This is a genomic window from Streptomyces sp. NPDC101118 (assembly GCF_044759445.1).
Classification (GTDB): domain Bacteria; phylum Actinomycetota; class Actinomycetes; order Streptomycetales; family Streptomycetaceae; genus Streptomyces.
Window position 1 is genome coordinate 140,012 of sequence record NZ_JBIVZG010000016.1, and the last position, 22,938, is coordinate 162,949.

Annotated in this window: 17 protein-coding genes; 7 read left to right on the forward strand and 10 right to left on the reverse strand. The window is 71.3% G+C overall.

The genetic code is table 11. From position 1 onward, the window contains the following. The first annotated feature begins 210 nt into the window (after positions 1-210). On the forward strand, positions 211-2,802 hold the full coding sequence (locus tag ACIQUQ_RS24610) for a SpoIIE family protein phosphatase (protein ID WP_403979511.1): 2,592 nt from the start codon (positions 211-213) through the stop codon (positions 2,800-2,802). 680 nt (positions 2,803-3,482) lie between these two features. Here ACIQUQ_RS24610 and ACIQUQ_RS24615 read toward each other — a convergent pair. The 6 genes from ACIQUQ_RS24615 to ACIQUQ_RS24640 form a co-directional block, all read right to left on the reverse strand. Continuing rightward, positions 3,483-4,199, reverse strand: a complete 717-nt coding sequence (locus ACIQUQ_RS24615; protein ID WP_403979514.1) for a PspA/IM30 family protein — start codon at positions 4,197-4,199, stop codon at positions 3,483-3,485. 37 nt (positions 4,200-4,236) lie between these two features. Beyond that, positions 4,237-6,291 carry a TPM domain-containing protein gene (locus ACIQUQ_RS24620; protein WP_403979650.1) on the reverse strand — a complete coding sequence of 685 codons (2,055 nt, stop codon included), beginning with the start codon at positions 6,289-6,291 and terminating at the stop codon, positions 4,237-4,239. Between the two features lie 139 nt (positions 6,292-6,430). Next, positions 6,431-6,757 (reverse strand): hypothetical protein, encoded by a 327-nt coding sequence (locus tag ACIQUQ_RS24625; RefSeq protein ID WP_403979517.1) that lies wholly within the window; start codon positions 6,755-6,757, stop codon positions 6,431-6,433. Between the two features lie 58 nt (positions 6,758-6,815). Further along, positions 6,816-7,037: a DUF397 domain-containing protein gene (locus tag ACIQUQ_RS24630; protein WP_403979520.1), complete on the reverse strand. Its 222-nt coding sequence runs from the start codon at positions 7,035-7,037 to the stop codon at positions 6,816-6,818. 11 nt (positions 7,038-7,048) lie between these two features. Further along, a complete protein-coding gene (locus tag ACIQUQ_RS24635) occupies positions 7,049-7,252 on the reverse strand; it encodes a DUF397 domain-containing protein (protein WP_403979523.1) in 204 nt (67 codons plus the stop codon). A gap of 13 nt (positions 7,253-7,265) precedes the next feature. Further along, positions 7,266-8,099, reverse strand: a complete 834-nt coding sequence (locus ACIQUQ_RS24640; RefSeq protein WP_403979526.1) for a helix-turn-helix domain-containing protein — start codon at positions 8,097-8,099, stop codon at positions 7,266-7,268. 199 nt (positions 8,100-8,298) lie between these two features. Between ACIQUQ_RS24640 and ACIQUQ_RS24645 the strand changes: the two genes are divergently transcribed. Beyond that, a complete protein-coding gene (locus ACIQUQ_RS24645; protein WP_403979529.1) occupies positions 8,299-8,739 on the forward strand; it encodes an ATP-binding protein in 441 nt (146 codons plus the stop codon). Positions 8,740-9,889: 1,150 nt separating this feature from the next. Here the strand turns inward: ACIQUQ_RS24645 and ACIQUQ_RS24650 are convergent. The 4 genes from ACIQUQ_RS24650 to ACIQUQ_RS24665 form a co-directional block, all read right to left on the reverse strand. Continuing rightward, positions 9,890-10,660: a succinate dehydrogenase/fumarate reductase iron-sulfur subunit gene (locus ACIQUQ_RS24650; RefSeq protein ID WP_403979532.1), complete on the reverse strand. Its 771-nt coding sequence runs from the start codon at positions 10,658-10,660 to the stop codon at positions 9,890-9,892. Next, positions 10,657-12,558, reverse strand: coding sequence for a fumarate reductase/succinate dehydrogenase flavoprotein subunit (locus ACIQUQ_RS24655; protein ID WP_403979535.1), 1,902 nt, complete (start codon positions 12,556-12,558; stop codon positions 10,657-10,659). The genes ACIQUQ_RS24650 and ACIQUQ_RS24655 overlap by 4 nt, the downstream gene beginning before the upstream one ends. A gap of 1 nt (position 12,559) precedes the next feature. Beyond that, positions 12,560-13,381 carry a hypothetical protein gene (locus tag ACIQUQ_RS24660; RefSeq protein ID WP_403979538.1) on the reverse strand — a complete coding sequence of 274 codons (822 nt, stop codon included), beginning with the start codon at positions 13,379-13,381 and terminating at the stop codon, positions 12,560-12,562. Positions 13,382-13,578: 197 nt separating this feature from the next. Further along, positions 13,579-13,806, reverse strand: a complete 228-nt coding sequence (locus ACIQUQ_RS24665) for a hypothetical protein (protein WP_399944923.1) — start codon at positions 13,804-13,806, stop codon at positions 13,579-13,581. 367 nt (positions 13,807-14,173) lie between these two features. Here ACIQUQ_RS24665 and ACIQUQ_RS24670 point away from each other — a divergent pair, with 367 nt between their 5' ends. The 5 genes from ACIQUQ_RS24670 to ACIQUQ_RS24690 all read left to right on the forward strand — a co-directional run bounded on the left by ACIQUQ_RS24670 (position 14,174) and on the right by ACIQUQ_RS24690 (position 22,931). After that, complete coding sequence (locus ACIQUQ_RS24670; protein ID WP_403979541.1) at positions 14,174-16,573, forward strand: ABC transporter family substrate-binding protein; 2,400 nt, start codon at positions 14,174-14,176, stop codon at positions 16,571-16,573. 364 nt (positions 16,574-16,937) lie between these two features. Next, entirely contained in the window at positions 16,938-18,842 is a 1,905-nt protein-coding gene (typA, locus tag ACIQUQ_RS24675; protein WP_403979544.1) for a translational GTPase TypA, read from the forward strand. A gap of 404 nt (positions 18,843-19,246) precedes the next feature. Continuing rightward, entirely contained in the window at positions 19,247-20,890 is a 1,644-nt protein-coding gene (locus tag ACIQUQ_RS24680) for an ABC transporter substrate-binding protein (protein WP_403979547.1), read from the forward strand. A gap of 168 nt (positions 20,891-21,058) precedes the next feature. Then, a complete protein-coding gene (locus tag ACIQUQ_RS24685; protein ID WP_403979653.1) occupies positions 21,059-21,991 on the forward strand; it encodes an ABC transporter permease in 933 nt (310 codons plus the stop codon). Next, positions 21,984-22,931 (forward strand): ABC transporter permease, encoded by a 948-nt coding sequence (locus ACIQUQ_RS24690; protein WP_403979550.1) that lies wholly within the window; start codon positions 21,984-21,986, stop codon positions 22,929-22,931. The genes ACIQUQ_RS24685 and ACIQUQ_RS24690 overlap by 8 nt, the downstream gene beginning before the upstream one ends. Positions 22,932-22,938 lie beyond the last annotated feature (7 nt).

The window sequence follows — 22,938 nt, forward strand, 5'->3', positions numbered from 1 at the left end:
GCGGACCGGAGCCGCCACCGTGCCGACGGGGCCACGGGGGCGACCGAGACCGTGCTGTGATCGAGAACGCCGTACCGGTGATGGCCGTGGTGCTGAATACTTCGTCCATGACCGGTCCGGTTGCGGTGAGCTGGAGGGGACGGTCGCGTGAGCGAAATACCTGCGCAGGCACGAGAGACCCAAGTGCCCGGAGAACTGTGGCGCGAAAGCATGTGGCACAGCAGTCCGCCCGGCTCGATCTATGACTACATACGGGTCGCCTCGTTCTCGATCGGGCCCGACGGGCTGGTCGACCAGTGGAGCCTGCGCGCCGAAGAACTCTTCGGGCTGAGGGCGGCCGACGCGGTGGGCCGCGACCCGGTCGAGGCCTTCATGCCCGCCGAGCTGCGGGCCGGCGGCCACCGCAAGATCGCCGAGATCCTCGACGGCAAGGAGTGGACGGGCCTCGTCCCCTTCCGGATCCCGGGAGGCGACGGCGAGCACGGGGTGGCCGAGATCTACGTCATGCCCACCGAGACGGAGGACGGCGACCGGGCCGCACTCTGCGTCGTGGTCGACCTCCAGGCGCTGCGGCGCATCGAGTCCGACCTCGCCGCCTCTCAGGCGATATTCGGCCAATCTCCGTTCGGGTTCCTCCTCTTCGGCACGGACCTGACCGTCCAGCGCGCGAACCGCCGGTTCGCGACCGTCTTCGGCGGCGCCGTGGAGGACCACCGCGGCCGCACCGTCCACGACTACCTCTCCCGCCGCGAGGCCGACCGCATGACCGCCGCGCTGGAACGGGTCCTGGAGACCGGCGAGGCCGTCACCGACCTGCGCATCGTCGGCGCCGCGCCCGGCAGCCGCGAACAGCGCCACTGGTCCATCAACCTCTACCGCGTCCACGGCGCCTCCGGCCGCCCCATCGGCGTCGCCGGCCTGGGCACCGACGTCACCCGCCGCCACCTCGCCGCCCGCGAGGCCGCCGGCGTACGCCGCAACCTCGCCCTGCTCAACGAGGCCGGCTCCCGCATCGGCAACTCCCTCGACCTGGAGACCACCGCCCGCGAACTGCTCGACGTCACCGTCCCCGGCTTCTGCGACCTCGCCGCCGTCGACCTCTACCAGGGGCTGCTCCAGGGCGACGACGACGGCCCCGGCCGCGTGCACGCGCCCGGCCCCGGCCACGGCAACGGACCCGGCACCCAACGCCCGTACTCCGCCGCCACCGGCACCGCCGGCGGACGGCTCCCCTCCGCGCCCCTGCGCCGCGTCGCCTTCGCCAGCGCCGTCTCCGACGCCCCGCTGACCGGCACCGCCGCGTCCGTCGGCGAAGGGGCCGAACCCGCCGGTCCGGTCGCCGTCGGCGAGATCCACCGCTACCCCGCGGCCTCGCCCGGCGCCCTCGCCCTGCGCACCGCCCGGCCCCGGCTGATCCTGGGCTCCGGCCCCGACGACCTGGTGCAGTCCACCCTCGTCGTGCCGATGGTCGCGCACGACACGGTGGTGGGACTTGCCCAGTTCTCCCGTACCAAGGGCAGCGAGCCCTTCGGTGAGCGGGACCGCGCCGTGGCCGTCGAACTGGCCGCCCGCGCCGCCGTGTCCATCGACAACGCCCGCCTCTACCGCCGCGAGCACGAACGCGCCCTGATCCTCCAGCGCAGCCTGCTCCCCCCCGGCGACCCCGAGGCCGCCGGCCTGGACATCGCCTGCCGCTACCTCCCGGGCAACACCGCCACCGAGGTCGGCGGCGACTGGTTCGACGTCATCGAACTGCCCGGGCACCGCACGGCGCTCGTCGTTGGCGACGTGATGGGCCGCGGGCTGCGGGCGGCCGTCGCCATGGGCGAACTGCGCACCGCCGTACGCACCCTCGCCCTGCTGGACCTCGAACCCGCCGAAGTGCTGTCCGCGCTCGACGAGGTCGCCCGCGGCCTCGGCGCGCCGGGCGGCGCCCAGGCCTCCCGCTCCCGGGACGCCGACCTGTCCGAGGTGTACCTCGCCACCTGCGTGTACGCCGTCTACGACCCCGTCACCCGGCGCTGCACCATCGCCAACGCCGGCCACATGCCGCCCGTGCTCGTGGAGAGCGGCGAGGCGGGGGCGCTGCTGCTTGAGGTGCCGCCCGGCATGCCGCTGGGCGTCGGCGGCGAGCCGTTCGAGGAGGTCGAGGTGGAGCTCCCGGAGGGCGCGCTGCTCGCCCTCTACACCGACGGGCTGGTCGAGTCCCGCGACCACACCCTGGACGAGGGGCTGCGGGGCCTGCGCGAGGCGCTGACCGACCCCTCCCGGCCCCTGGAGGACGTCTGCGACCACGTGCTGAACAGCCTGGAGACCCGGCACGGCGAGGACGACATCGCCCTGCTGATGGCGCGGGTCCAGGGGCTGCCGGGTGACGCGGTCGGCGACTGGTCGCTGCCGCGGGAGGCCGTCTCGGTGGGCCGCGCCCGGGAGTTCGCCCGGGCGCAGCTGGTGGCGTGGGGTCTCGAAGGCCTCGCGGACACCACGGAACTGCTGGTCAGCGAGCTGGTCACCAATGCCCTGCGGTACGGCGAGGGCGAGATCCGGCTGCGGCTGCTGCTGGACCGGACCCTGGTGTGCGAGGTCTGGGACGGGGCCCTGGCGCAGCCGCGGCGGCGGCGGGCGCGCGACACCGACGAGGGGGGCCGGGGGCTGCAGCTGGTGGGCCTGCTCAGCACGTCCTGGGGCAGCCGGCGGACCCCGCGGGGCAAGACGGTGTGGTTCGACCTGGCCCTCCCGGGCGCCGAGGTCGCGGCCGCGGGTGAACTCTCGGCGGAGCAACTGCTGGAGCTCTACGGGTAGCCGGTCCCCGTGCGGGGTGCGGTTCGCTGCCGGTCCCGTGCCGGGTGCGGTCCCGTGCCGGGTGCGGTGCGGTGTGCCGGGGGCGCGGGTTCCGTGCCGGGTGCGGTGCGGTGCGGTGCGTTGCCGGGGGCGCGGGTTCCGTGCCGGGTGCCGTTGCGTGCCGGGGGCGCGGTGCCGATGCCATGTGCGGCGCCGTGCGGGGTGCGGTCCGTTGCCGCTGCGCGGAGCCTTCTCCCCGCCCCGCCCTTTCTCCGTTTCCCGGGGCTCCGCCCCGGACCCCGCGCCTCAAACGCCGGCGAGGCTGTATTCAGCCCCTCCGGCGTTTGAGGAGCGGGGGTCCGGGGGCGGAGCCCCCGAAGGGGTCCGGGCGGAGCCCGGGGAACGGTGGAAGGGCGGGTAGGGGACTCGCCCCGCAGGGCAACGACCCGCACCCGGCAGACGGCCCGCACCGCATCCGGCATGGGACCGGCATCCGGCACGGGACCGCATCCGGCATGGGACCGGCATCCGGCACGGGACCGGCATCCGGCACGGGACCGCACCCGGCACGGGACCCGCACCCGGCACGGGACCGGCACCCGGCATGGGACCGGCATCCGGCACGGGACCGGCATCCGGCACGGGACCGCACCCGGCACGGGACCCGCACCCGGCACGGGACCGGCACCCACCCGGGAGGGTCAGGCGGCGCGGTTCTTCAGGGCCGCCAGCCGCGCTTCGATCTCCGACCGGCGGCCAAGGTCGTCCAGGGACTCGAACTGCGCGTCCAGCGAAGAGGCGGCCAGCTCCTCCTTGCCCAGCGCCCGTGCCTCCTCCCGCCGCACCTTGTCCTCGAACCGGCTGATCTCACTCGTCGGGTCCAGCACGTCGATGCTCTTCACCGCGTCCAGCATCGTGTTCTGCGCCTGCGCCGTCCTCGCCCGCGCCACCAGCTCGTCCCGCTTCGCCTGCAGCTCCGTCAGCTTCGCCTTCATCGAGTCCAGCCCGGACTTCAGCTTGTCCACGACCTCCGTCTGCGCCGCGATCGTCGGCTCCGCCGTCTTCGCTTCCCTCTCCGACTGGAGCTGCCGGCCCAGCGCGACCTTCGCCAGGTTGTCGAAGCGGTCCGCGTCCGCCGTCGAGCCCGCCGCCCGCAGCTCGTCCGCCTTCCGGCTCGCCGCCAGCGCCTTCTCGCCCCACTCGGCGGCCGCTTCCACGTCCTCCCGGTGGTCCTGCTCCATCAGCCGCAGGTTGCCGATCGTCGTCGCGACCGCCTGCTCCGCCTCCGAGATGTTGTTGCCGTAGTCCCGGATCAGCTGGTCCAGCATCTTCTGCGGGTCCTCCGCCTGGTCCAGCAGCGCGTTGATGTTCGCCTTCGCCAGCTGGGTGACGCGGCCGAGGATGGTCTGCTTGCTCATCGTGGATCGCTTTCCTCGTAGTGGTCGTACGCGTACGTCAGAAACGGCCGCCGCCGCCCATGCGCCCCCGCGTGCCCCCGCCCCCGAACGAACCCGGACCCGGCCCGGAGCCGCCGCCGAAACCGCCCCCGGAGCCACCGCCCCGGCCCCCGCCGAAGCCCCCGGACCCGCCGCGCAGGATCTCGCCGAGGATGATCCCGCCCAGTACGGCGCCCCCGCGGCCGCCCGCGCCGCCACCGCCGTACGGCGGCTGGAAGCCCCGTACGTCCCGCTCGGCCAGCTCCTGCGCCTCGCGGGCCAGCGCGTCCGCCCGCTGCGCCTCCGCCAGCGCGCCCGAGGCGTCCTGGCCGGCCAGGGCCCGGGCCCGCTCCAGGTGCCGCTGCGCCTCCGCCAGCCGGGTGCGGGCCTGGCTGCCGACGGCGCCCCGCGTCGTCGTGACGTAGTCCGAGGCCGCACCGATCGCGCTCCGCGCGGTCAGCAGCGCCTGGTCCAGCAGGGCCCGGGCGCGCTGGTTCGCGGTCTCCCGCTCGCGCGCCCCGGCCAGAGCCTCGTCGAGGGCCGCGTCCGCCTCCTCGACCCGGCGCAGCGCGTCGATCGGGTCGTACCGCCCGCCCGCCACCTCCTGCCGTACGTCGGCCAGCACCGCCTCGGCCCGGCCGATCCGGCCCCGCAGGTCCGCGGTCGACACCCCCTCGGAGGTGCCGGTCAGCAGCCCGCGCGCGTCCGCGAGGTCCGTCTCGGTCTCGGTGAGCGCGCCGTCGAGCTTCCCGGCTGCCTCGGCCAGCTCCTGCGCGCGCCGCTCGACCGCGTCGACGAGCGTGGCGGCCTGGTCCACGGCGCCCTCGGCGGCCCGCACCTGCACGGCCGCCCGCGCGTTGTCGCCGGCGTCCACGGCCTGCCGGGCCAGGCCCAGGCTGGTGGTGGCGAACAGCAGCCGGTCCTTCGCCTGTTCCGGGTTGCTCCCCACGGGCGCCGAGGCGGAGTCGGCGTACCGGCCGCGCAGCGCGGTCAGGGTGGCCTCGGCGATGCCGGCCCGGCCGGTGAGCTCGCGGAACTGCGCCTCGACCGCCTCCAGGGCCTGCGGGGCGTTCTTCTCCAGGGCGCGCAGCCGGTCGAAGTCCGCCGACTCCCCGTCCAGCCGCCGGTTCGCCTCGGTGCAGCGGGCGATGATCTCGTCGAGCATCCGGCGGCGGGTGGGCTCGTCCTCCGGGTACGCGTCGTCGAGCTGCTGGCGCAGCCGGAAGGCGGCGGTGAGTTCGTCCTGGGCGTACGCGAGGGCCTCGGTGAAGGGCTTCGCGGCCTCCTCGCCGAACTGCGCCGACGCGAACCCGAGTTCCTCGGTGCTGGTGCGCACCGCGTCGTCGGTCTCGACGAGCAGTGCCTTCGCCTTGGCGTCGAGCTCCTCCACCGACGGCTGTCCGGGCGCCGGCCCGCCCCAGGTGGCGGTCCTGCCGGGCGGGGTACCGGACTTCTTGCGCCGGCTGCGGGTGTACGCGTACACGCCGAGCGCCCCGGCCGCGCCGACCGCCACCACTGGCAGTACGTAGTCCCCGGCGCCGCTCTCACTGCCGGAACCGGCACCGGGATCGGGGTCGCCCGGGGTGATCGAGGGGGTGGGCACGGGCCTGCCGTCGAGCACCGCGCCGTACCCGTCGGCCGCACCGATCGCGGCGCCGGCCCAGTCGTTCTGCCGCAGTGCCGGCTCGACGGCGTCCCGGGCCACCGTGGCGAGCTGCGCCTCGGTGAACCCGGAGTCGGCATCGGCCGAATAGGCGTACTGGCGGGCGCCGGTGGCGACGGCGAGGAGCAGGTCGTTCTGGCCGAGCCCGTTGCGCTCGGCAGTGGCGTCGGCCCAGCTCTGCGGTGACCGCCCGGAGAAGTCGTCCACGTACGCCACGAACAGCTGCACCCGGTGGCCGGCGTAGAGCCGCTCCAGCGCCTCGACTACCTCCCCCCGCCGCTCCCCGAGAGCCCCGACCCGGTCGGTCACCTGCCCCTGCCGGTCGAGGGAGATCGGATCGTCGGCCCGCGCGCCGGCGGCATGCACGACGAGCAGCACGCCGAAGGCCAGCAGAACGGCGGCGGCCGCCATGGCGGCGCGCAGGGGTATCCGGTCGCTGGCACGTCTCTTCGGCGGCGTCACATTTGGGAGGGTATGGGGGCCGGTGCCCCCTCGCGACCGGAGCCGCAGGGGGGCGAGCGGACGGCCGCAGGCCGTGGAGGGGCTGGTGTCAGGAGAAGATGACGGACCTGAGCTTCAGACGGTCCCCGAACTTCTTGCCCGGGTTCATGACGTAGAAGACGTCACCCTCGCAGTCGAAGTCGAGGAAGACCGTGGCCGTGGCGTCGGTGAAGTTCTGGGGCGCGAAGGCCGCGTTCTCCTCGGTGGCTCCGAAGAGGTTGATGCAGGTGCCGCTCTCGGGATCGGCCAGACCGGCTTGGACGCCGGGTCCGACCTTGTAGAGGAAATCGCCGGTGGAGGCGCTGGCGGGGTTGGGTGCGGACATGACGAGGGCGAGCACGCCGACTGCGGTGACGGCGGCCTGGCGAAGGCGCATGGAACGGCCCTTCGGGGACGGGTACGTGGCAGTACCAAGTGATCGATGCGAAATCACTCTAGAAGGGCTGAAAAAGCCGAAACGTTCCCTTCTGGCGCCTCGCCGTGTCGCCCCTCAGAGCCCGGATGAACGCCGCCCATGCGTCGTGGCCGAAGGCCACCAGAGGCCCACCGCCGTCCGCGCGCTGGGCGATGCGGGTGCCGGTGGGGTCCTGGGCGACGTAGACGCAGGCCTCGCCCTCACCGCAATGGGACGCCTTCCGCCAGGTGGGGTTGGGCATGACGGGCCCCTTCACGGCTTCCGGGATGACTGCAGGTCGGCGGCCCTCACGGCCTGTATGAACGCCGCCCAGGCGCCGGAATCCACGGCCACCACAGGTCCGCCGCCGTCCGCGCGCTGGGCGACGCGGGTGCCGGTGGGGCCGTGGGCGACGTAGACGCAGGCCTCGCCCTGTGCGCAGTACGACGACTTCTGCCACGACAGCGGCTCGTTCATCAGTGGGTCTCCTTCACAGCGAAGCGGCGATCTGGCGGATGAACTCAGCCGACTCTGCACGCTGAAGGGCCAGTCCCTCCAGGCGCTCGAAGAGCAGCCGGTACTGCGTGAGGCGTTCCTCCTCGCCCAGGAAGACAACACCGTGCGACTGGTCGAGTTGCACGGTGTCGAGCTGCGGCACGGGGCCGCTCACGTAGTTGATCGTCTGGCCCGAGCCCGGGTACGAGCCGGCCGAGAACGGGATCACACGCAGCTCGATGTGCGTCAACTCGGACATCTTGAGCAGGTGGTCCAACTGGCCGCGCACGACGGGGAGCCCGCCGAAACGCATGCGCAGCGCTGCTTCGTGCACGATCGCGCGGTACCGCACCGGGTCTGGTCCGTGCAGGACCGCTTGGCGCTTGATTCGGTGCGAGATCCGGTGCTCGATCGCGGGCGGGGAGAGCTCGGGGATGGCCTGGCGGTAGATCTCGCGAGCGTGTTCGACGGTCTGCAGGAGCCCAGGGATGTGCGAGGTGTGTGCGGTCCTCAGCCCTGTGCCGTGGTGTTCGAGTTCCGCCAGGTCGAGCAGGCCATCAGGAAGCACCCCGCGGTACTCCTCCCACCACCCGCGCCGACGCTCGGTCATGCGGGCCAGCGCTTGGACGTATGCCTCGTCCGGGCATTCGTAGAGGGCGGCCAACGCCCTGACGCGCTCCGGGCTCACGCCGATCCGCGCGGCCTCCATGTTGCTGATCTGCGTCTGCCGGATCCCGAGGTGCTGCGCGGCCTGGGTGGCGTTGAGGCCCGCGCGTTCGCGCAGGGTTCGCAGTTCGCGAGCTAGCCGGAGTTGGCGGGCCGTGGCCACTTCATGCTCCTTCGAACGGCCGTCGTAACCCACAGGAGTGGGTTTGTTACTTGTTCCCTGCGCTCCATGTAACTAATTACATGGAGCCGCTAGTTTGTGAGTCGGGCCTCCACCCGGAAGCACCCCGCTCGACGGAGCGACCTGGTCACCGGGCACCACACGCATCGACACCAACACCCCTCCGTGATCGGAGACTTCCATGAGTGTCACCGTAGCCCCGTCGTGGGCCTACACCCTCCAACTTCCGCAGGATCCCCGCGCCCCGGGTCTCGCCCGGCGGATGCTCCGCTGGGTCCTCCAGGTGCACGCGATGACCGCCGTGGAGCCCACGGCCGAGCTGCTGACCTGCGAGCTGGTCACCAACGCCTACCTGCACTCCGACACCCCGTACACCCTCCGCCTGCGCGCCCTCACCCCCGACCGCCTCCGCGTGGCGGTCTGGGACAGCAACCCGCACATCCCTCCGCCCTTCACGCCGGGCGGCACGGCCGACACCCCCGCGACGACCGCCGAGTGTGGCCGAGGGCTGTTCCTCGTGCAGTCCTACGCGGACAACTGGGGCGCGTACCCGCTGGGCAGCGGCGGGCTGTACGGAGAACCGGGCGGGAAGTTGCTGTGGGCGGAATGCGGGTCGCCTTGACCGGCCGTCCGCTTCCACCGCACCGCCCTGTCTTCACCCCGTGCGAGCCGACTGCCGCGTGAGGGAGAAGCGCGTAGCGATCGTGGGCGGCTTATGAAGGGGCACGGCCGGCCCGGAGGCCGCCAAGCCGGGCTGGGGGCCTACGGACGCTGACGCGTCCGCCCCGTGGGGCGGGCCCGCACCCCGGCGCCGGGACGCGCACCTGGTACCGGAGTGCCTGCGTTGTCCCCCTGGGCGTCCTTCCTGGGGGTGTCCGCCGAGGTCTTTGCCTTCCGGGGCGGGGTGGCCTGTCAAGGGTGGAACGAAGTGGAATCGCCGCAGGCGACGCGACGAAGGAGCGCCCTTGACAGGCCACCCCGCCCCGGAAACCCTCGGTCGGCGGACGCCCACAGACCGGGGCGGTACTCGAAGCCTCCGGAGGCGGGGGCATCCCTCAAGGGGCACGCGAAGCCACCCCGGGCCTGTCAAAGCTGCCCCCGTCCCGCGCCCGCACCTACGTGCCGGCCCAGCCTGAGGCCGTCCGCCGACCGAGGGTTTCCGGGCCGGGGCACCCTGTCAAGGGCGCTCCGCTGCGCTACGCGTCGCTGCGCGATGGCCCTTCGGGCCACCCTTGACAGGGCACCCCGGCCCGGAAGGAAAAGCCCTCGGCGGACAGCCCCAGGAAAACGACCTGGGGGGACATCAACCACCAACCACCCTCAGGGCCGGGACCCGGCGTCGGGGAAGGGGCATCCCCGGTTCCGCGGCACGTCGCCCGGTCACCGGAGCTGCCCCGGCCCCCGCCCCACGGGGCGGACGCGGCAGCGTCCGTAGGCCCCCCGCCCGGCTCGGCGGCCTCCGGGCCGTCTGTGCACCTTCATAAGCCGCCCACGATCGCTACGCGCTTCGGCCGTCGCGTGGCGCACGGCCCGGCGTGGCCGGACGTGAGCCGCCACAGATCCGGTACGCGCTTCGGCCGTCGCGTGGCGGGCGGCCCGGCGTGGCCGGACGTGAGCCGCCACAGATCGCTGCGCGCTTCGGCCGTCGCGCGGCGGGCGGGTCTGGCTGACCTGTTGAAACGCATCGTTTTCGTGCATGGGCGGGGTGTCGTGCGGTGTCAGCGCCGACCGCGGTGGCCCGGAGCCGCTACGGCCCGGGCCACCGGCGGGAGTCACTCCGGCCTGCGGCGGATCTTGTTGCCCAGCCAGATCAGTGGGTCGTACTTGCGGTCCACGGCTCGTTCCTTGAGGGGGATCAGGGCGTTGTCGGTGATCTTGATGCCCTCGGGGCACACCTCCGTGCAGCACTTCGTGATGTTGCAGTAGCCCAGGCCGTGCTCCTCCTGGGCGGTGCGCTTGCGGTCCAGGCCCTGCTCCGCAGCCGCGTCCAGCGGGTGCATGTCCAGCTCCGCCACCCGCATCAGGAAGCGGGGGCCGGCGAAGGCGGTCTTGTTCTCCTCGTGGTCACGCACCACGTGGCAGGTGTCCTGGCACAGGAAGCACTCGATGCACTTGCGGAACTCCTGGGAGCGGTCCACGTCCACCTGTTGCATCCGGTACTCGCCGGCCTTGAGGCCCTCGGGCGGGACGAAGGCGGGGACTTCGCGGGCCTTGGCGTAGTTGAAGGAGACGTCCGTGACCAGGTCGCGGACGACCGGGAAGGCGCGGAGAGGGGTGACGGTGATGGTTTCGTCGCGGGTGAAGGTCGACATGCGGGTCATGCACATCAGGCGCGGCCGGCCGTTGATCTCCGCGCTGCACGAGCCGCACTTGCCCGCCTTGCAGTTCCAGCGGACCGCCAGGTCCGCCGCTTGGGTGGCCTGGAGGCGGTGGATGATGTCCAGCACCACCTCGCCGTCGTGCACCTCGACCGTGAAGTCCCGCAGGCCGCCGCCCTCCGCGTCGCCCCGCCAGACCCGGAAGCGCGCGTCGTACGTACTCATTCGTAGAGCTCCTCTTCGGCGAGGTACTTGACCAGCTCTTCCTTCTCGAAGAGGGCGAGCAGGTCGGGGCGGATGGGATCCGTGCGGGTGCGGACCAGCTCGATGTGGTCGGCGGCCGGGTCCGTGGGGGTGGGCGACACCGGTGTGCAGAGGAGGTTCAGCGGGCGCCAGGAGCGTTCCATGGACGGGTAGTCCTCGCGGGTGTGGCCGCCGCGGCTCTCGGTGCGCTCCAGGGCGGCCCGGGCCACGCACTCGCTGACCAGCAGCATGTTGCGGAGGTCGAGGGCGAGGTGCCAGCCCGGGTTGAACTGGCGGTGCCCCTCCACGCCGGCGCGGCGGGCCCGTACGCGCAGGGCGGCGAGCCGCTCCAGGGCCTGGGCCATCTCGCCCTCCCGGCGGATGATGCCGACCAGGTCGTTCATCGTCTGCTGGAGTTCCTGGTGGAGGGTGTACGGGTTCTCCGCGCCCTCCTCCGCGTGGAACGGGGCCAGGGCTTCCGTCGCGGCCGCGTCGATCTGGTCCTGGGAGACGGTGGGGCGGGCGGGGAGTCCGGACGCGTACTCGGCGGCGTGCAGGCCGGCCCGGCGGCCGAAGACCAGGAGGTCGGAGAGGGAGTTGCCGCCGAGGCGGTTGGAGCCGTGCATGCCGCCCGCGACCTCGCCCGCGGCGAAGAGCCCGGGCACGCCGACCGTGGCGGCGGTGTCCGAGTCGACGGCGATGCCGCCCATCACGTAGTGGCAGGTCGGGCCGACCTCCATCGGCTCGGCCGTGATGTCGACGTCGGCCAGTTCCTTGAACTGGTGGTACATCGAGGGGAGCCGGCGTTTGATCTTCTCGGCGGGCATGCGGGTCGAGACGTCCAGGAAGACGCCGCCGTGCGGGGAGCCGCGGCCCTCCTTGACCTCGGAGTTGATGGCCCGGGCGACCTCGTCGCGGGGGAGCAGCTCGGGCGGACGCCGGTTGTTGTCCGGGTCCTCGTACCAGCGGTCGCCCTCCTCCTCCGTCTCCGCGTACTTCTCCTTGAAGACGTCGGGGACGTAGTCGAACATGAAGCGCCTGCCCTCGCTGTTGCGCAGGACGCCGCCGTCGCCGCGGACGGATTCCGTGACGAGGATGCCCTTCACGGACGGGGGCCAGACCATGCCCGTCGGGTGGAACTGGACGAACTCCATGTTGAGCAGGGGCGCGCCGGCGAGGAGGGCCAGGGCGTGGCCGTCGCCGGTGTACTCCCAGGAGTTCGAGGTGGTCTTGAAGGACTTGCCGATGCCGCCGGTGGCCAGCACGACCGCGGGGGCCTCCAGGACCGAGAAGCGGCCGGACTCGCGTTCGTAGCAGAAGACGCCGGAGACCTTGTCTCCTTGTTTGAGGATGCGGGTGACCGTGTACTCCTGGAAGACCTTGAGGCCCGACTCGTAGTCCCCGGTCTCCTCGTGGTCCTGCTGCTGGAGGGAGACGATCTTCTGCTGGAGGGTGCGGATCAGCTCCAGGCCCGTACGGTCGCCGACGTGCGCGAGGCGGGGGTACTCGTGGCCGCCGAAGTTGCGCTGGGAGATCTTCCCGTCGGGCGTGCGGTCGAAGAGCGCGCCCCAGGTCTCCAGCTCCCAGACCCGGTCGGGGGCCTCCTTGGCGTGCAGCTCGGCCATCCGCCACTGGTTGAGGAACTTGCCGCCGCGCATGGTGTCGCGGAAGTGCACCTGCCAGTTGTCGTGCTCGTTGACGTTGGCCATGGAGGCGGCGATGCCGCCCTCGGCCATCACGGTGTGGGCCTTGCCGAACAGGGACTTGCAGATCACCGCGGTACGGGCGCCCCGCTCCCGCGCCTCGATCGCGGCCCGCAGCCCGGCGCCTCCCGCGCCGACCACGACCACGTCCCACTGCTGCCGGTCGACTTGAGCCATGTCAGAAGATCCTCGGGTCGGTGAAGGCGCCGGTGGCGAGCAGGTACACGTACAGGTCGCAGAGCGCCACGCTGATCAGTGAGGCCCAGGCGAGGAGCATGTGGCGGGCGTTGAGCCTGCCCACCCAGCCCCACAGGCGGTAGCGGACCGGGTGTTTGGAGAAGTGCCTGAGGCGGCCGCCGATGATGTGCCGGCAGGAGTGGCACGACAGGGTGTAGGCCCAGATCAGCACGGTGTTGACGAGGAAGACGAGCGTGCCCAGGCCCATGTGGCCCCACTCGTAGTTCTCGTCGCGGAAGGTCAGCAGCGCGTCGTACGTGAGGATCGCGGCGACCGGCAGCGCCGCGTAGAAGAAGTAGCGGTGCAGGTTCTGCAGGACGAGCGGGAAGCGGGTCTCGCCGGTGTACTTCGCGTGCGGCTCGGCGACGGCGCAGGCGGGCGGCGAGGCCCAGAAGCCGCGGTAGTACGCCTTGCGGTAGTAGTAGCAGGTCAGCCGGAAGCCGAGCGGGAAGACCAGGATCAGCAGTGCGGGGGACAGGCCCCACCAGCTGCCGAACAGGGCCCAGTTGGGGCCGCCCTGCATCGGGACGCAGTTCTCCGCGAGGCAGGGCGAGTAGAACGGCGAGACGTAGGGCGCGGCGTAGTAGTCGGCGTTGGCGAAGGCCCGCCAGGTCGAGTAGACGATGAAGGCGAGCAGCCCCGCCGCGGTGGCGGCGGGGGCCAGCCACCAGCGGTCGGTGCGCAGGTGCCGGGCGGGGATCTCGGCCCGGGAGGCGTCGTGGACGCCGGTCAGCCGGGCGGGTGGTTCTGTTCCTGTGGCCAAGAGGGACTCCGGGTGGAGTGGACGAGGGGTGTGAGGCCTGGGGCGGCCCTGCGGCCGGGGCCGGCCGGGCGAGGCGGTGCCGGAGGAGGCGGACCGGAACGCGGCGGTGCGGGACCCCGGTGATGCGGGGGAGCGGCAAAGCCCGACCGCGGCCCCGCCGGGGCGGCGGGGCCGTGGTCAGGGCGGAGGCTACGCCGCTACGGCGCGCGACGGTCGCGGGCGCCGAGGCCCTCGTCGTCCGTGTCCGTCCACATCGCGCTGTCGTACGGGGTGTCCGGGATGGTGACCATCCCCTGGCCCGGGGGCGTGGGGGAGGAGGAGCCGGCCGGGGACTGGCGCGCGGCCTTCTGCTCCAGCTGCTCGACCTTGCGGGTCAGCTCGTCCAGGTTGCGCCGTACGGCATTCAAATCGTCCTGCAGGGACATGACTTGCCCTCACTTCCGCAGGTTGCGGTGGCAACGCTCATGTGCGCCTGCGAGTGTCGCGCCTCCCGTCCCCGGTTGTGAAGGGATGTGCCGGGATTGCGGGCGCGCAGGCGCGATCTGTGCGCCCCTCCTCCCCCCATTCTCATCCCTCGCAGGAGGGAACGCCCGGCCTTCCCGCGCTACCCCCGGGGGTGGGTGGCGGCAAGCGCGTTGGGCCGAGCGGGTGGGGTTGGCGGCGTGGCGCGGCGCGGGTGAGGGGGGAGCGGCGCGTGGTCGATTTCAGTGGCTTCGTCACCAGTGTGATCAGCTCCTTATACCGCCATACCGCCATACGTGATCGAGAACGGCCGCCCCGGAGGTACCACCCATGTCCCAGAGAAGGCGCAGATCGCTGGCGCTCCTGACCTCGGGCGTGCTCGCGCTGCCCCTCCTGGCGGGGTGCGGTTCGCCCGACGACGACGGCGGCCGGGCCGCCGGCCAGGACATCGGCGCCGCCGCCCGGCCGATGGTGGCCGACGGGGGCGTGATGCGCTGGGCCGTCGACGAGCTGCCCGACACCCTCAACGCCTTCCAGGCCGACGCCGACGCCACCACCACCCGCATCGCGGGGGCGGTGCTGCCGGCGCTGTTCACCCTGAACGCGCAGGGCCGGCCGGTGGCCAATCCGGACTACCTGGAGAAGGCCGAGGTCGTCGAGCGCGAGCCGAAGCAGGTCGTCCTCTACAAGCTCAACCAGCAGGCGGTGTGGAGCGACGGCCGCGAGATCGGGGCCCCCGACTTCGTCGCCCAGTGGCGCGCGCTGAACGGCCGGGACTCGGCGTACTGGACGGCCCGCAACGCCGGCTACGAGCGCATCGAGAAGATCGAGCGCGGCGGGGACGACCTGGAGGTGAAGGTCACCTTCGCCAAGCCCTACGCCGACTGGCGGTCGCTGTTCACCCCGCTCTACCCCAAGCAGGTCACCGGCACCCCCGAGGCCTTCAACGAGGGTGCGCGGGGTGCGCTCAAGGTCACTGCGGGCCCGTTCGCGCTCGGGGCGGTCGACAAGAAGAACGCCACGGTCGCCCTGTCGCGCAACCCGCGCTGGTGGGGCCAGCCGGCCAAGCTCGACACCCTGGTGCTGGCCGCGGTGCCGCGGGCCGACCGGCCGGCCGCGCTGGCGGCCGGGAAGCTCGACATCGCCGAGGTCGACCGGGCGGGCGCCGAGCGGATCGCGCTGGCGCTGCGGGACGCGAAGCGGGGTGCCGGCGCGGCCGGGAAGCCGGCCCACGGGCCCGGCTCCGCCGTCACCCCGGCGCAGGCCCTGAGGTCCTGGGCGCTCGCCCACGGCTCCGCCGAGGAGCAGGCCGAGGACGAGAAGGCCGCCCGCAAGCGGAACGCCGACGCGGTGGCCTCGTACGCCGCGGAACAGAAGGCGCTGGGCGGCTTCCGGGTGCGCAAGTCGCTGGAGCCCGCGTACACCCAGCTGGCGCTGAACGGCGCGAGCGGCCCGCTGGCCGACGAGCGGGTGCGCCGCGCCATCGCCCGGGTGCTGGACCGGCAGGCGCTGGCCGAGGCGGTGCTCAAGCCGCTGGGCCTGCCCGCCCGGCCGGTCGGCAGCCACCTGGCGCTGGCCGGGCAGCGCGCGTACGCCGACAACAGCGGCGCCCTCGGCGACCGGGACACCCGTGCCGCCCAGGCCCTGCTCGCCGACGCCGGCTGGCGCAAGGGCGCGCCGCTCGGGGACGCCGCGGCGGGCGCCCGGGCGGGCGGCGAGGCCGCGCGGCCGGCCGGGGACGACTCCAAGACGGCCCGGCCCGCCGGTGACGGCACCGGCAACGACGGGCTGTACATCGTGGGCCAGGAGGACGAGAAGAACCCGGGCCGCCGGCCGGTCGCCGACCGGGGCCGGTACGCCGGGGACGGCGCGTACGCCGCGGCCGCGGACGGCGAGGTCGTCGACGCGGACACCGCGTCCGCGCGGCGCGGCGGTGCCGCCCTGCTGGCCCCGGCCCCGCTGGCCGCCCTGCAGGAGGCCTCGCTGGTCGACCAGGCCGAGGCGCTGGCCGCGCCGGGCGCGCGTGACGACGGCAAGAAGCGTGCCGACGAGGACGCGGAGACGGCCGACGCGAAGGAGGGCGACGGGCGGGAGCCCGCGGCGGGCGTCCCGGCCAAGGGCACCCCGGCCCCGGCCCGCCAGGTCCGCACCTCCGGCTCCCTCCTGGCGAAGGACGGCAAGACGCTCAGCCTGCGGTTCGTGCTGCCCTCGGGTCCCGGCTCGGAGGCGCTGCGCACGGTCGGCGAGCGGATCTCGCAGATGCTGCGGGGCATCGGGATCAGCACCGAGCTGACCAAGGTGCCGGACGAGAGCTTCTTCAAGGACCACATCGCCTCGGGCCAGTACGACCTCGCCCTCTACTCGTGGCCCGCGACGGCCTACCCGGCCACCGACGCCCGGCCGATCTTCGCCAAGCCGGAGCCGGCGGCGGACGGCTCGCTGCTGGTCGAGCAGAACTACACCCGGGTCGGCACCGACCACATCGACCAGCTGTTCGACCAGGCGCTCGGCGAGCTGGACGAGGACGAGTCCCGGGAGCTGATGAAGAAGGCGGACGCCCGCATCTGGGCCGCCGCCGGCTCCATCCCCCTCTACCAGCGCCCCGAGCTGGTGGCGGTCAAGCCGGGTGTGAGCAACGCCGGCGCCTTCGGCCTCGGCACCCCCCGCTACCAGGACATCGGCTGGAAGAAGGCGGGCGCCGGCGGCCCCGGGGGCGCCGGGAAGAACTGAGGAAGAAGATCTGCAGAACGTGTGAAGGCATCCGGGCGCAAGCTCAGATGTGGCTCAAGTGCCTTGCCCGCCGGACCCGCCGGCGGGCAAGGTCGGTCGCACCCGTTGACCCGCCCCGGGACCTCCCGGGACCCCCTCCGGGGCCGTACCCTCCCCACCTCAGGGACGGCCCCGCGCGCACCGCAGCACCACAGCAGCACCGCCCCCGAAAGCTCAGCCCTCCGGCCTCTTGACAGGCCCCCGGCATGCGCTCCCCGCCACGCGACGTACCATGGGGTAAGGCCGTGGCAGGTTTTCCGCCCGGCGGGCTCGCGTACCGGACCGTACGCGACGCCATCCACGATCCCGGGAGAAGCGCCGCAGTATGCCCACGCGCCACGACATCCGTAACGTTGCCATCGTCGCCCACGTCGACCACGGCAAGACGACCATCGTCGACGCCATGCTCAAGCAGGCTGGCGCCTTCGCCGCCCACCAGCAGCTCGACGACCGCATGATGGACTCGAACGACCTGGAGCGTGAGAAGGGCATCACGATCCTCGCCAAGAACACGGCGGTGAAGTATCACCCCAAGGACGGCGGGGCCCCGATCACGATCAACATCATCGACACCCCCGGCCACGCCGACTTCGGTGGCGAGGTCGAGCGCGGCCTGTCGATGGTCGACGCCGTCGTCCTGCTGGTGGACGCCTCCGAGGGCCCGCTGCCGCAGACCCGCTTCGTGCTGCGCAAGGCGCTGCAGGCCCGGATGCCCGTCATCCTCTGCATCAACAAGACGGACCGCCCGGACTCCCGGATCGACGAGGTCGTCAACGAGACCTACGACCTGTTCCTGGACCTGGACGCCGACGAGGACCAGATCGAGTTCCCGATCGTCTACGCCTGCGGCCGCGACGGCATCGCCTCGCTGACCAAGCCGGAGGACGGCACGGTCCCGGCGGACTCCACCAACCTGGAGCCCTTCTTCTCCACGATCCTGGAGCACGTCCCGGCCCCGACGTACGAGGAGGACGCGCCGCTCCAGGCCCACGTCACCAACCTCGACGCCGACAACTTCCTCGGCCGCATCGCGCTGCTCCGCGTCGAGCAGGGCGAGCTGCGCAAGGGCCAGACGGTCGCGTGGATCAAGCGTGACGGCTCGATCTCGAACGTCCGCATCACCGAGCTGATGATGACCGAGGCGCTCACCCGCAAGCCGGCCGAGGTCGCGGGCCCCGGTGACATCTGCGCCGTCGCCGGCATCCCCGAGATCATGATCGGTGAGACGCTGGCCGACCCGGAGAACCCGGTCGCCCTCCCGCTGATCACGGTCGACGAGCCCGCGATCTCCATGGTCATCGGCACCAACACCTCCCCGCTGGTCGGCCGCGGCGGCACCGGCAAGGGCGCGGACGCCAAGTCCGCGGTCAAGGACCGCAAGGTCACCGCCCGCCAGGTCAAGGACCGTCTGGACCGCGAGCTGATCGGCAACGTCTCGCTCCGCGTCCTCGACACCGAGCGTCCGGACGCCTGGGAGGTGCAGGGCCGCGGTGAGCTGGCGCTGGCCATCCTGGTCGAGCAGATGCGCCGCGAGGGCTTCGAGCTGACCATCGGCAAGCCGCAGGTCGTCACCCGCGAGATCGACGGCAAGGTCCACGAGCCGGTCGAGCGCATGACCATCGACGTGCCCGAGGAGCACATGGGTGCCGTCACCCAGCTCATGGGCGTCCGCAAGGGCCGCATGGACAACATGTCCAACCACGGCTCCGGCTGGGTCCGCATGGAGTTCGTCGTCCCGTCCCGCGGCCTCATCGGCTTCCGTACGGAGTTCCTGACGCAGACCCGCGGCACCGGCATCGGCCACTCCATCCACGAGGGCCACGAGCCGTGGTTCGGCCAGCTGCAGACCCGCAACAACGGCTCCCTGGTCGCCGACCGCGCCGGTGCGGTCACCGCCTTCGCGATGACCAACCTGCAGGAGCGCGGCGTGCTGTTCACCGACCCCGGCACCGAGGTGTACGAGGGCATGATCGTCGGCGAGAACTCGCGTGCCGACGACATGGACGTGAACATCACCAAGGAGAAGAAGCTCACCAACATGCGCTCCGCCTCCGCCGACTCCTTCGAGGCGATCGTCCCGCCGCGGAAGCTCTCCCTGGAGCAGTCCCTGGAGTTCTGCCGCGACGACGAGTGCGTCGAGGTGACCCCGGAGGCCGTGCGCATCCGCAAGGTCGTCCTGGACCAGAAGGAGCGCTCGCGCACCGCTTCGCGCGCCAAGGCCGCCAAGTAGTCTGAGTCACAGCAGCCGTAACAGCCCGGCCCCCCACGCACTGCGTGGGGGGCCGGGCTGTTCGCGTTTGTCAAACGGATTGTTGCACTCCAGTGTCCGGATTCCGGTCGTCACACTCCGGAACGTGCGCTAACCGTCCGTTTCGGGCGTGTCTGTCTGTGCTCCCTTTGTCCGTATTTCGGTTTTTGAGCACTGTTGATGTTGTGAAACCGAGACCCTTTAAGTGTGGTTAACAGCCAGGGCGTCCTTAAGGATGGCTCCATTGAGCTCGGGTCAATGGGTCACGCGCTGTGGGGAGCGCCGACTCACGAGCACACTCGGGGCACTGTCTCGTAGCCGTCAGGGGTGTCGGCTGCGTATCCGTGTCCCTCATGTAGATCAGTGGACTCATGAGGAGGAAACCCATGCGCGGTGCCAAGAGCGCCAAGCTGGTAGCGGGCGCGATTGTCGTCGCCCTGGCTGCGACCGCCTGCGGCGGTGGCAAGGACGGCGGTTCGAACGACGCCGGCAAGGGTGCCGTCGACGCCAACGGCATCTTCTCGATCGAGGTCGGCGAGCCGGAGAAGCTCCTGCAGCCGGCCGACACGATGGAGTCCAACGGCTCGATCGTTCTCTCGGGCCTGTTCTCGCAGCTCGTCGACTACGACGCCGACGGCAAGCTCACGATGGTCAACGCCGAGTCCGTCGAGTCCAAGGACTCCAAGACCTGGACCGTCAAGCTGAAGCCGGGCTGGACCTTCCACGACGGCACCAAGGTGACCGCCGAGTCCTACGTCAAGGCGTGGAACTGGGCCGCGAACATCAACAACAACCAGGGCAACGCCTCCTGGTTCTCCGACATCAAGGGCTTCGAGAAGCTCCACCCGGAGAAGGAGGGCGCCAAGCCCACCGCCGACAAGCTGGACGGTCTGAAGGTCGTCGACGAGAACACCTTCACCATCGAGCTCGTCTCCGCGATCCCGTACTTCGCGTACAAGCTCGGCTACGAGGTCTTCTCCCCGCTGCCGGAGTCGTTCTACGCGAACCCGAAGGCCGCCGGCGAGAAGCCGATCGGCAACGGCCCCTACAAGTTCGACTCGTGGGAGCACAAGAAGCAGATCAAGATCGTCCGCTACGACGGCTACAAGGGCGACAACAAGGCGAAGAACGGTGGTGTGATCTTCAAGAACTACACCACCCTCGAGACCGCCTACGAGGACCTGAAGTCGGGCAACGTCGACGTCCTGCGTCAGATCGCCCCGAAGGACCTGCCGGTCTACCGTCAGGACCTCGGCGACCGCGCCGTGGACCAGGCCTACTCCGCCATCCAGACCCTGGCCATCGCGTTCTACGCGGACCAGTGGAAGGCCAAGCCGGTCAACCCGAAGGTCATCCAGGGCCTGTCGAAGGCGATCGACCGCGACACCATCACCAAGACCGTCCTCAACGGCACCCGTGAGCCGGCCACCGGCTGGGTCGCCAAGGGCGTCATGGGCTTCCAGGACAACGGTGGCTCCGACGTCACCAAGTTCGACCCGGCCGCGGCCAAGAAGCTCATCGCCGAGGGTGGCGGCGTTCCCGGCAACGCCATCTCCATCCAGTTCAACTCCGACGGTGGCCACAAGGAGTGGGTGGAGGCCGTCTGTGGCTCCATCACCAAGGCGACCGGCGTGAAGTGCGTCGGCGACGCCAAGCCCGACTTCCAGGCCGACCTCCAGGCCCGCAAGTCGAAGCAGGTCAAGTCGATCTACCGCTCCGGCTGGGTCCTCGACTACCCGGTGAACGCCAACTTCATCCGTGACCTGTTCAAGACGGGCGCGGCGGGCAACCAGGGTGACTTCACCAACAAGGAGCTCGACGGCAAGATCGACAAGGCCGACACGGCCGCGTCGCTCGAGGAGTCGGTGAAGGCGTACCAGGCCATCGAGAAGGAACTGGTCAACTACATGCCTTCCATCCCGCTCTGGTACTACAAGGTCAACGCGGGCTACTCGGAGAACGTCTCCGGCGTCCAGTACGCCCAGGACGGCGACCCGATCCTCGAGACCGTCGAGGTCAAGAAGAAGTAGTCACTGACGTAGTCCGCAGTACGGCTGTGGACTGACGGGGAGTCAGTCCACAGCCGGCCTTTACGCAGTGTCCGGGGGGCCCTTCCGTATGTGCACGCGCCGCCGCAACAGGCGCGTGCCGCACGGGAGGGCCTGTCCCGCGCCTGCCGCATTCTCAACGGAGGCATGATGGGGCGCTATGTCGCACGACGACTGCTCCAGATGATCCCGGTCTTCTTCGGGACGACCCTGCTCATCTTCCTTATGGTCTACAGCCTGCCCGGTGACCCCGTGGCGGGTCTGTTCGGCGACAAGGGAACGGACCCGGCCACGCTGGCCAAGCTCCGACATGAGTACGGGCTGGATCTGCCGATCCTTCAGCAGTACTGGAACTACCTTTCCGACATCCTGTTCCACTTCGACTTCGGCTCGCAGATCCGGAGCGGTCGTGAGATCACGGACGTCATGGGCGACGCCTTCCCGGTGACGCTCCAGCTGGCCACGCTGGCGTTCGCCATCGAGATCGTCCTCGGCATCGGCCTCGGCATCGTCGCCGGCCTCAAGGCCGGCCGTCTCGCCGACAACCTGATCCTGATCTTCACGCTGCTGATCATCTCGGTCCCGGTGTTCGTGCTCGGCTTCATCATCAAGACCGTCTTCGCGTTCAAGCTGGGGTGGATCGAACCCAACGTCGGCCAGGACGAGACGTGGGGCGAGATGCTCGCGCCCGCCATCGTGCTCGGCGCGTTGTCCCTGGCCTACGTGGCGCGTCTGACGCGTACGTCCATGGCGGAGAACCTGCGCGCGGACTACATCCGCACCGCGGTCGCCAAGGGCCTGCCGAAGCGCCGCGTCATCGGCGTCCACCTGATGCGCAACTCGATGATTCCCGTCGTGACCTTCCTCGGCACCGACATCGGCGCCCTCATGGGCGGCGCGGTCGTCACCGAAGGACTCTTCAACGTCCACGGTGTCGGTGGTCTCATCTACGACTCCATCGTGCGCCGCGAGGGCCTGACCGTCGTCGGCATCGTGACCGTCCTGGTCGTCGTGTACCTCATCGCCAGCCTTCTCGTCGACCTCCTCTACGCGGTCCTGGACCCGAGGATCCGTTATGCCTGACATCACCAAGACCGTCGACGCGCCGGCCGAGGAGACCTCGGCCCCCGTCGTCGCCGCCGCGCCGCAGAAGGCGGAGAAGGCCCGCAGCCTCTGGGGCGACGCCTGGGTCGACCTGCGCCGCAACCCGTACTTCATCATCTCGTCGGTGCTGATCTTCCTCCTGCTGCTGATCAGCGCCTTCCCGAGCTGGTTCACGAGCGCCTCGCCCACCGACGGCGACCTGGTGAAGCACTTCCTCACCAAGCCGGAGCTCGGCAGCATCGGCTCTCCGGACTGGTTCGGCTACGACGGCCAGGGCCGCAGCGTCTACGCCCGTGTCATCTACGGCACCCGCGCCTCGATCATCGTCGGCGTGGCCGTCACGGCGATCGTGACCGTGCTCGGCGCCATCATGGGCATGATCGCCGGTTACTTCGGCGGCATCACCGACGCGATCCTGTCCCGCCTGACCGACATCTTCTTCGGTGTCCCCTTCCTGCTCGGCGCCATGGTCGTCCTGCAGGCCTTCACCGACCGCACCGTGTGGACCGTGGTGTTCGCGCTGGCCTTCCTGGGCTGGACGCAGATCACCCGCGTCATGCGCGGTGCAGTGATCACGGTCAAGCAGGCCGACTACGTGCACGCCGCCCAGGCCCTGGGCGCCGGCACCGTCCGGATCCTCTTCCGGCACATCCTTCCGAACGCCATGGCCCCGGTGATCGTCGTCTCGACGATCGCGCTCGGCGGCTACATCTCCGCGGAGGCGACCCTCTCGTACCTCGGCCTGGGCCTCGCGTCCCCGACCGTCTCGTGGGGTGTCGACATCTCGGCCGGTGCGGCGCAGATCCGAGTGGCGGAGCACATCCTGCTCTACCCGTCGATCATGCTCAGCATCACCGTTCTGGCGTTCATCATGCTCGGCGAAGCAGTCCGCAACGCCCTCGACCCGAAGCTGCGCTGAGGAGGGC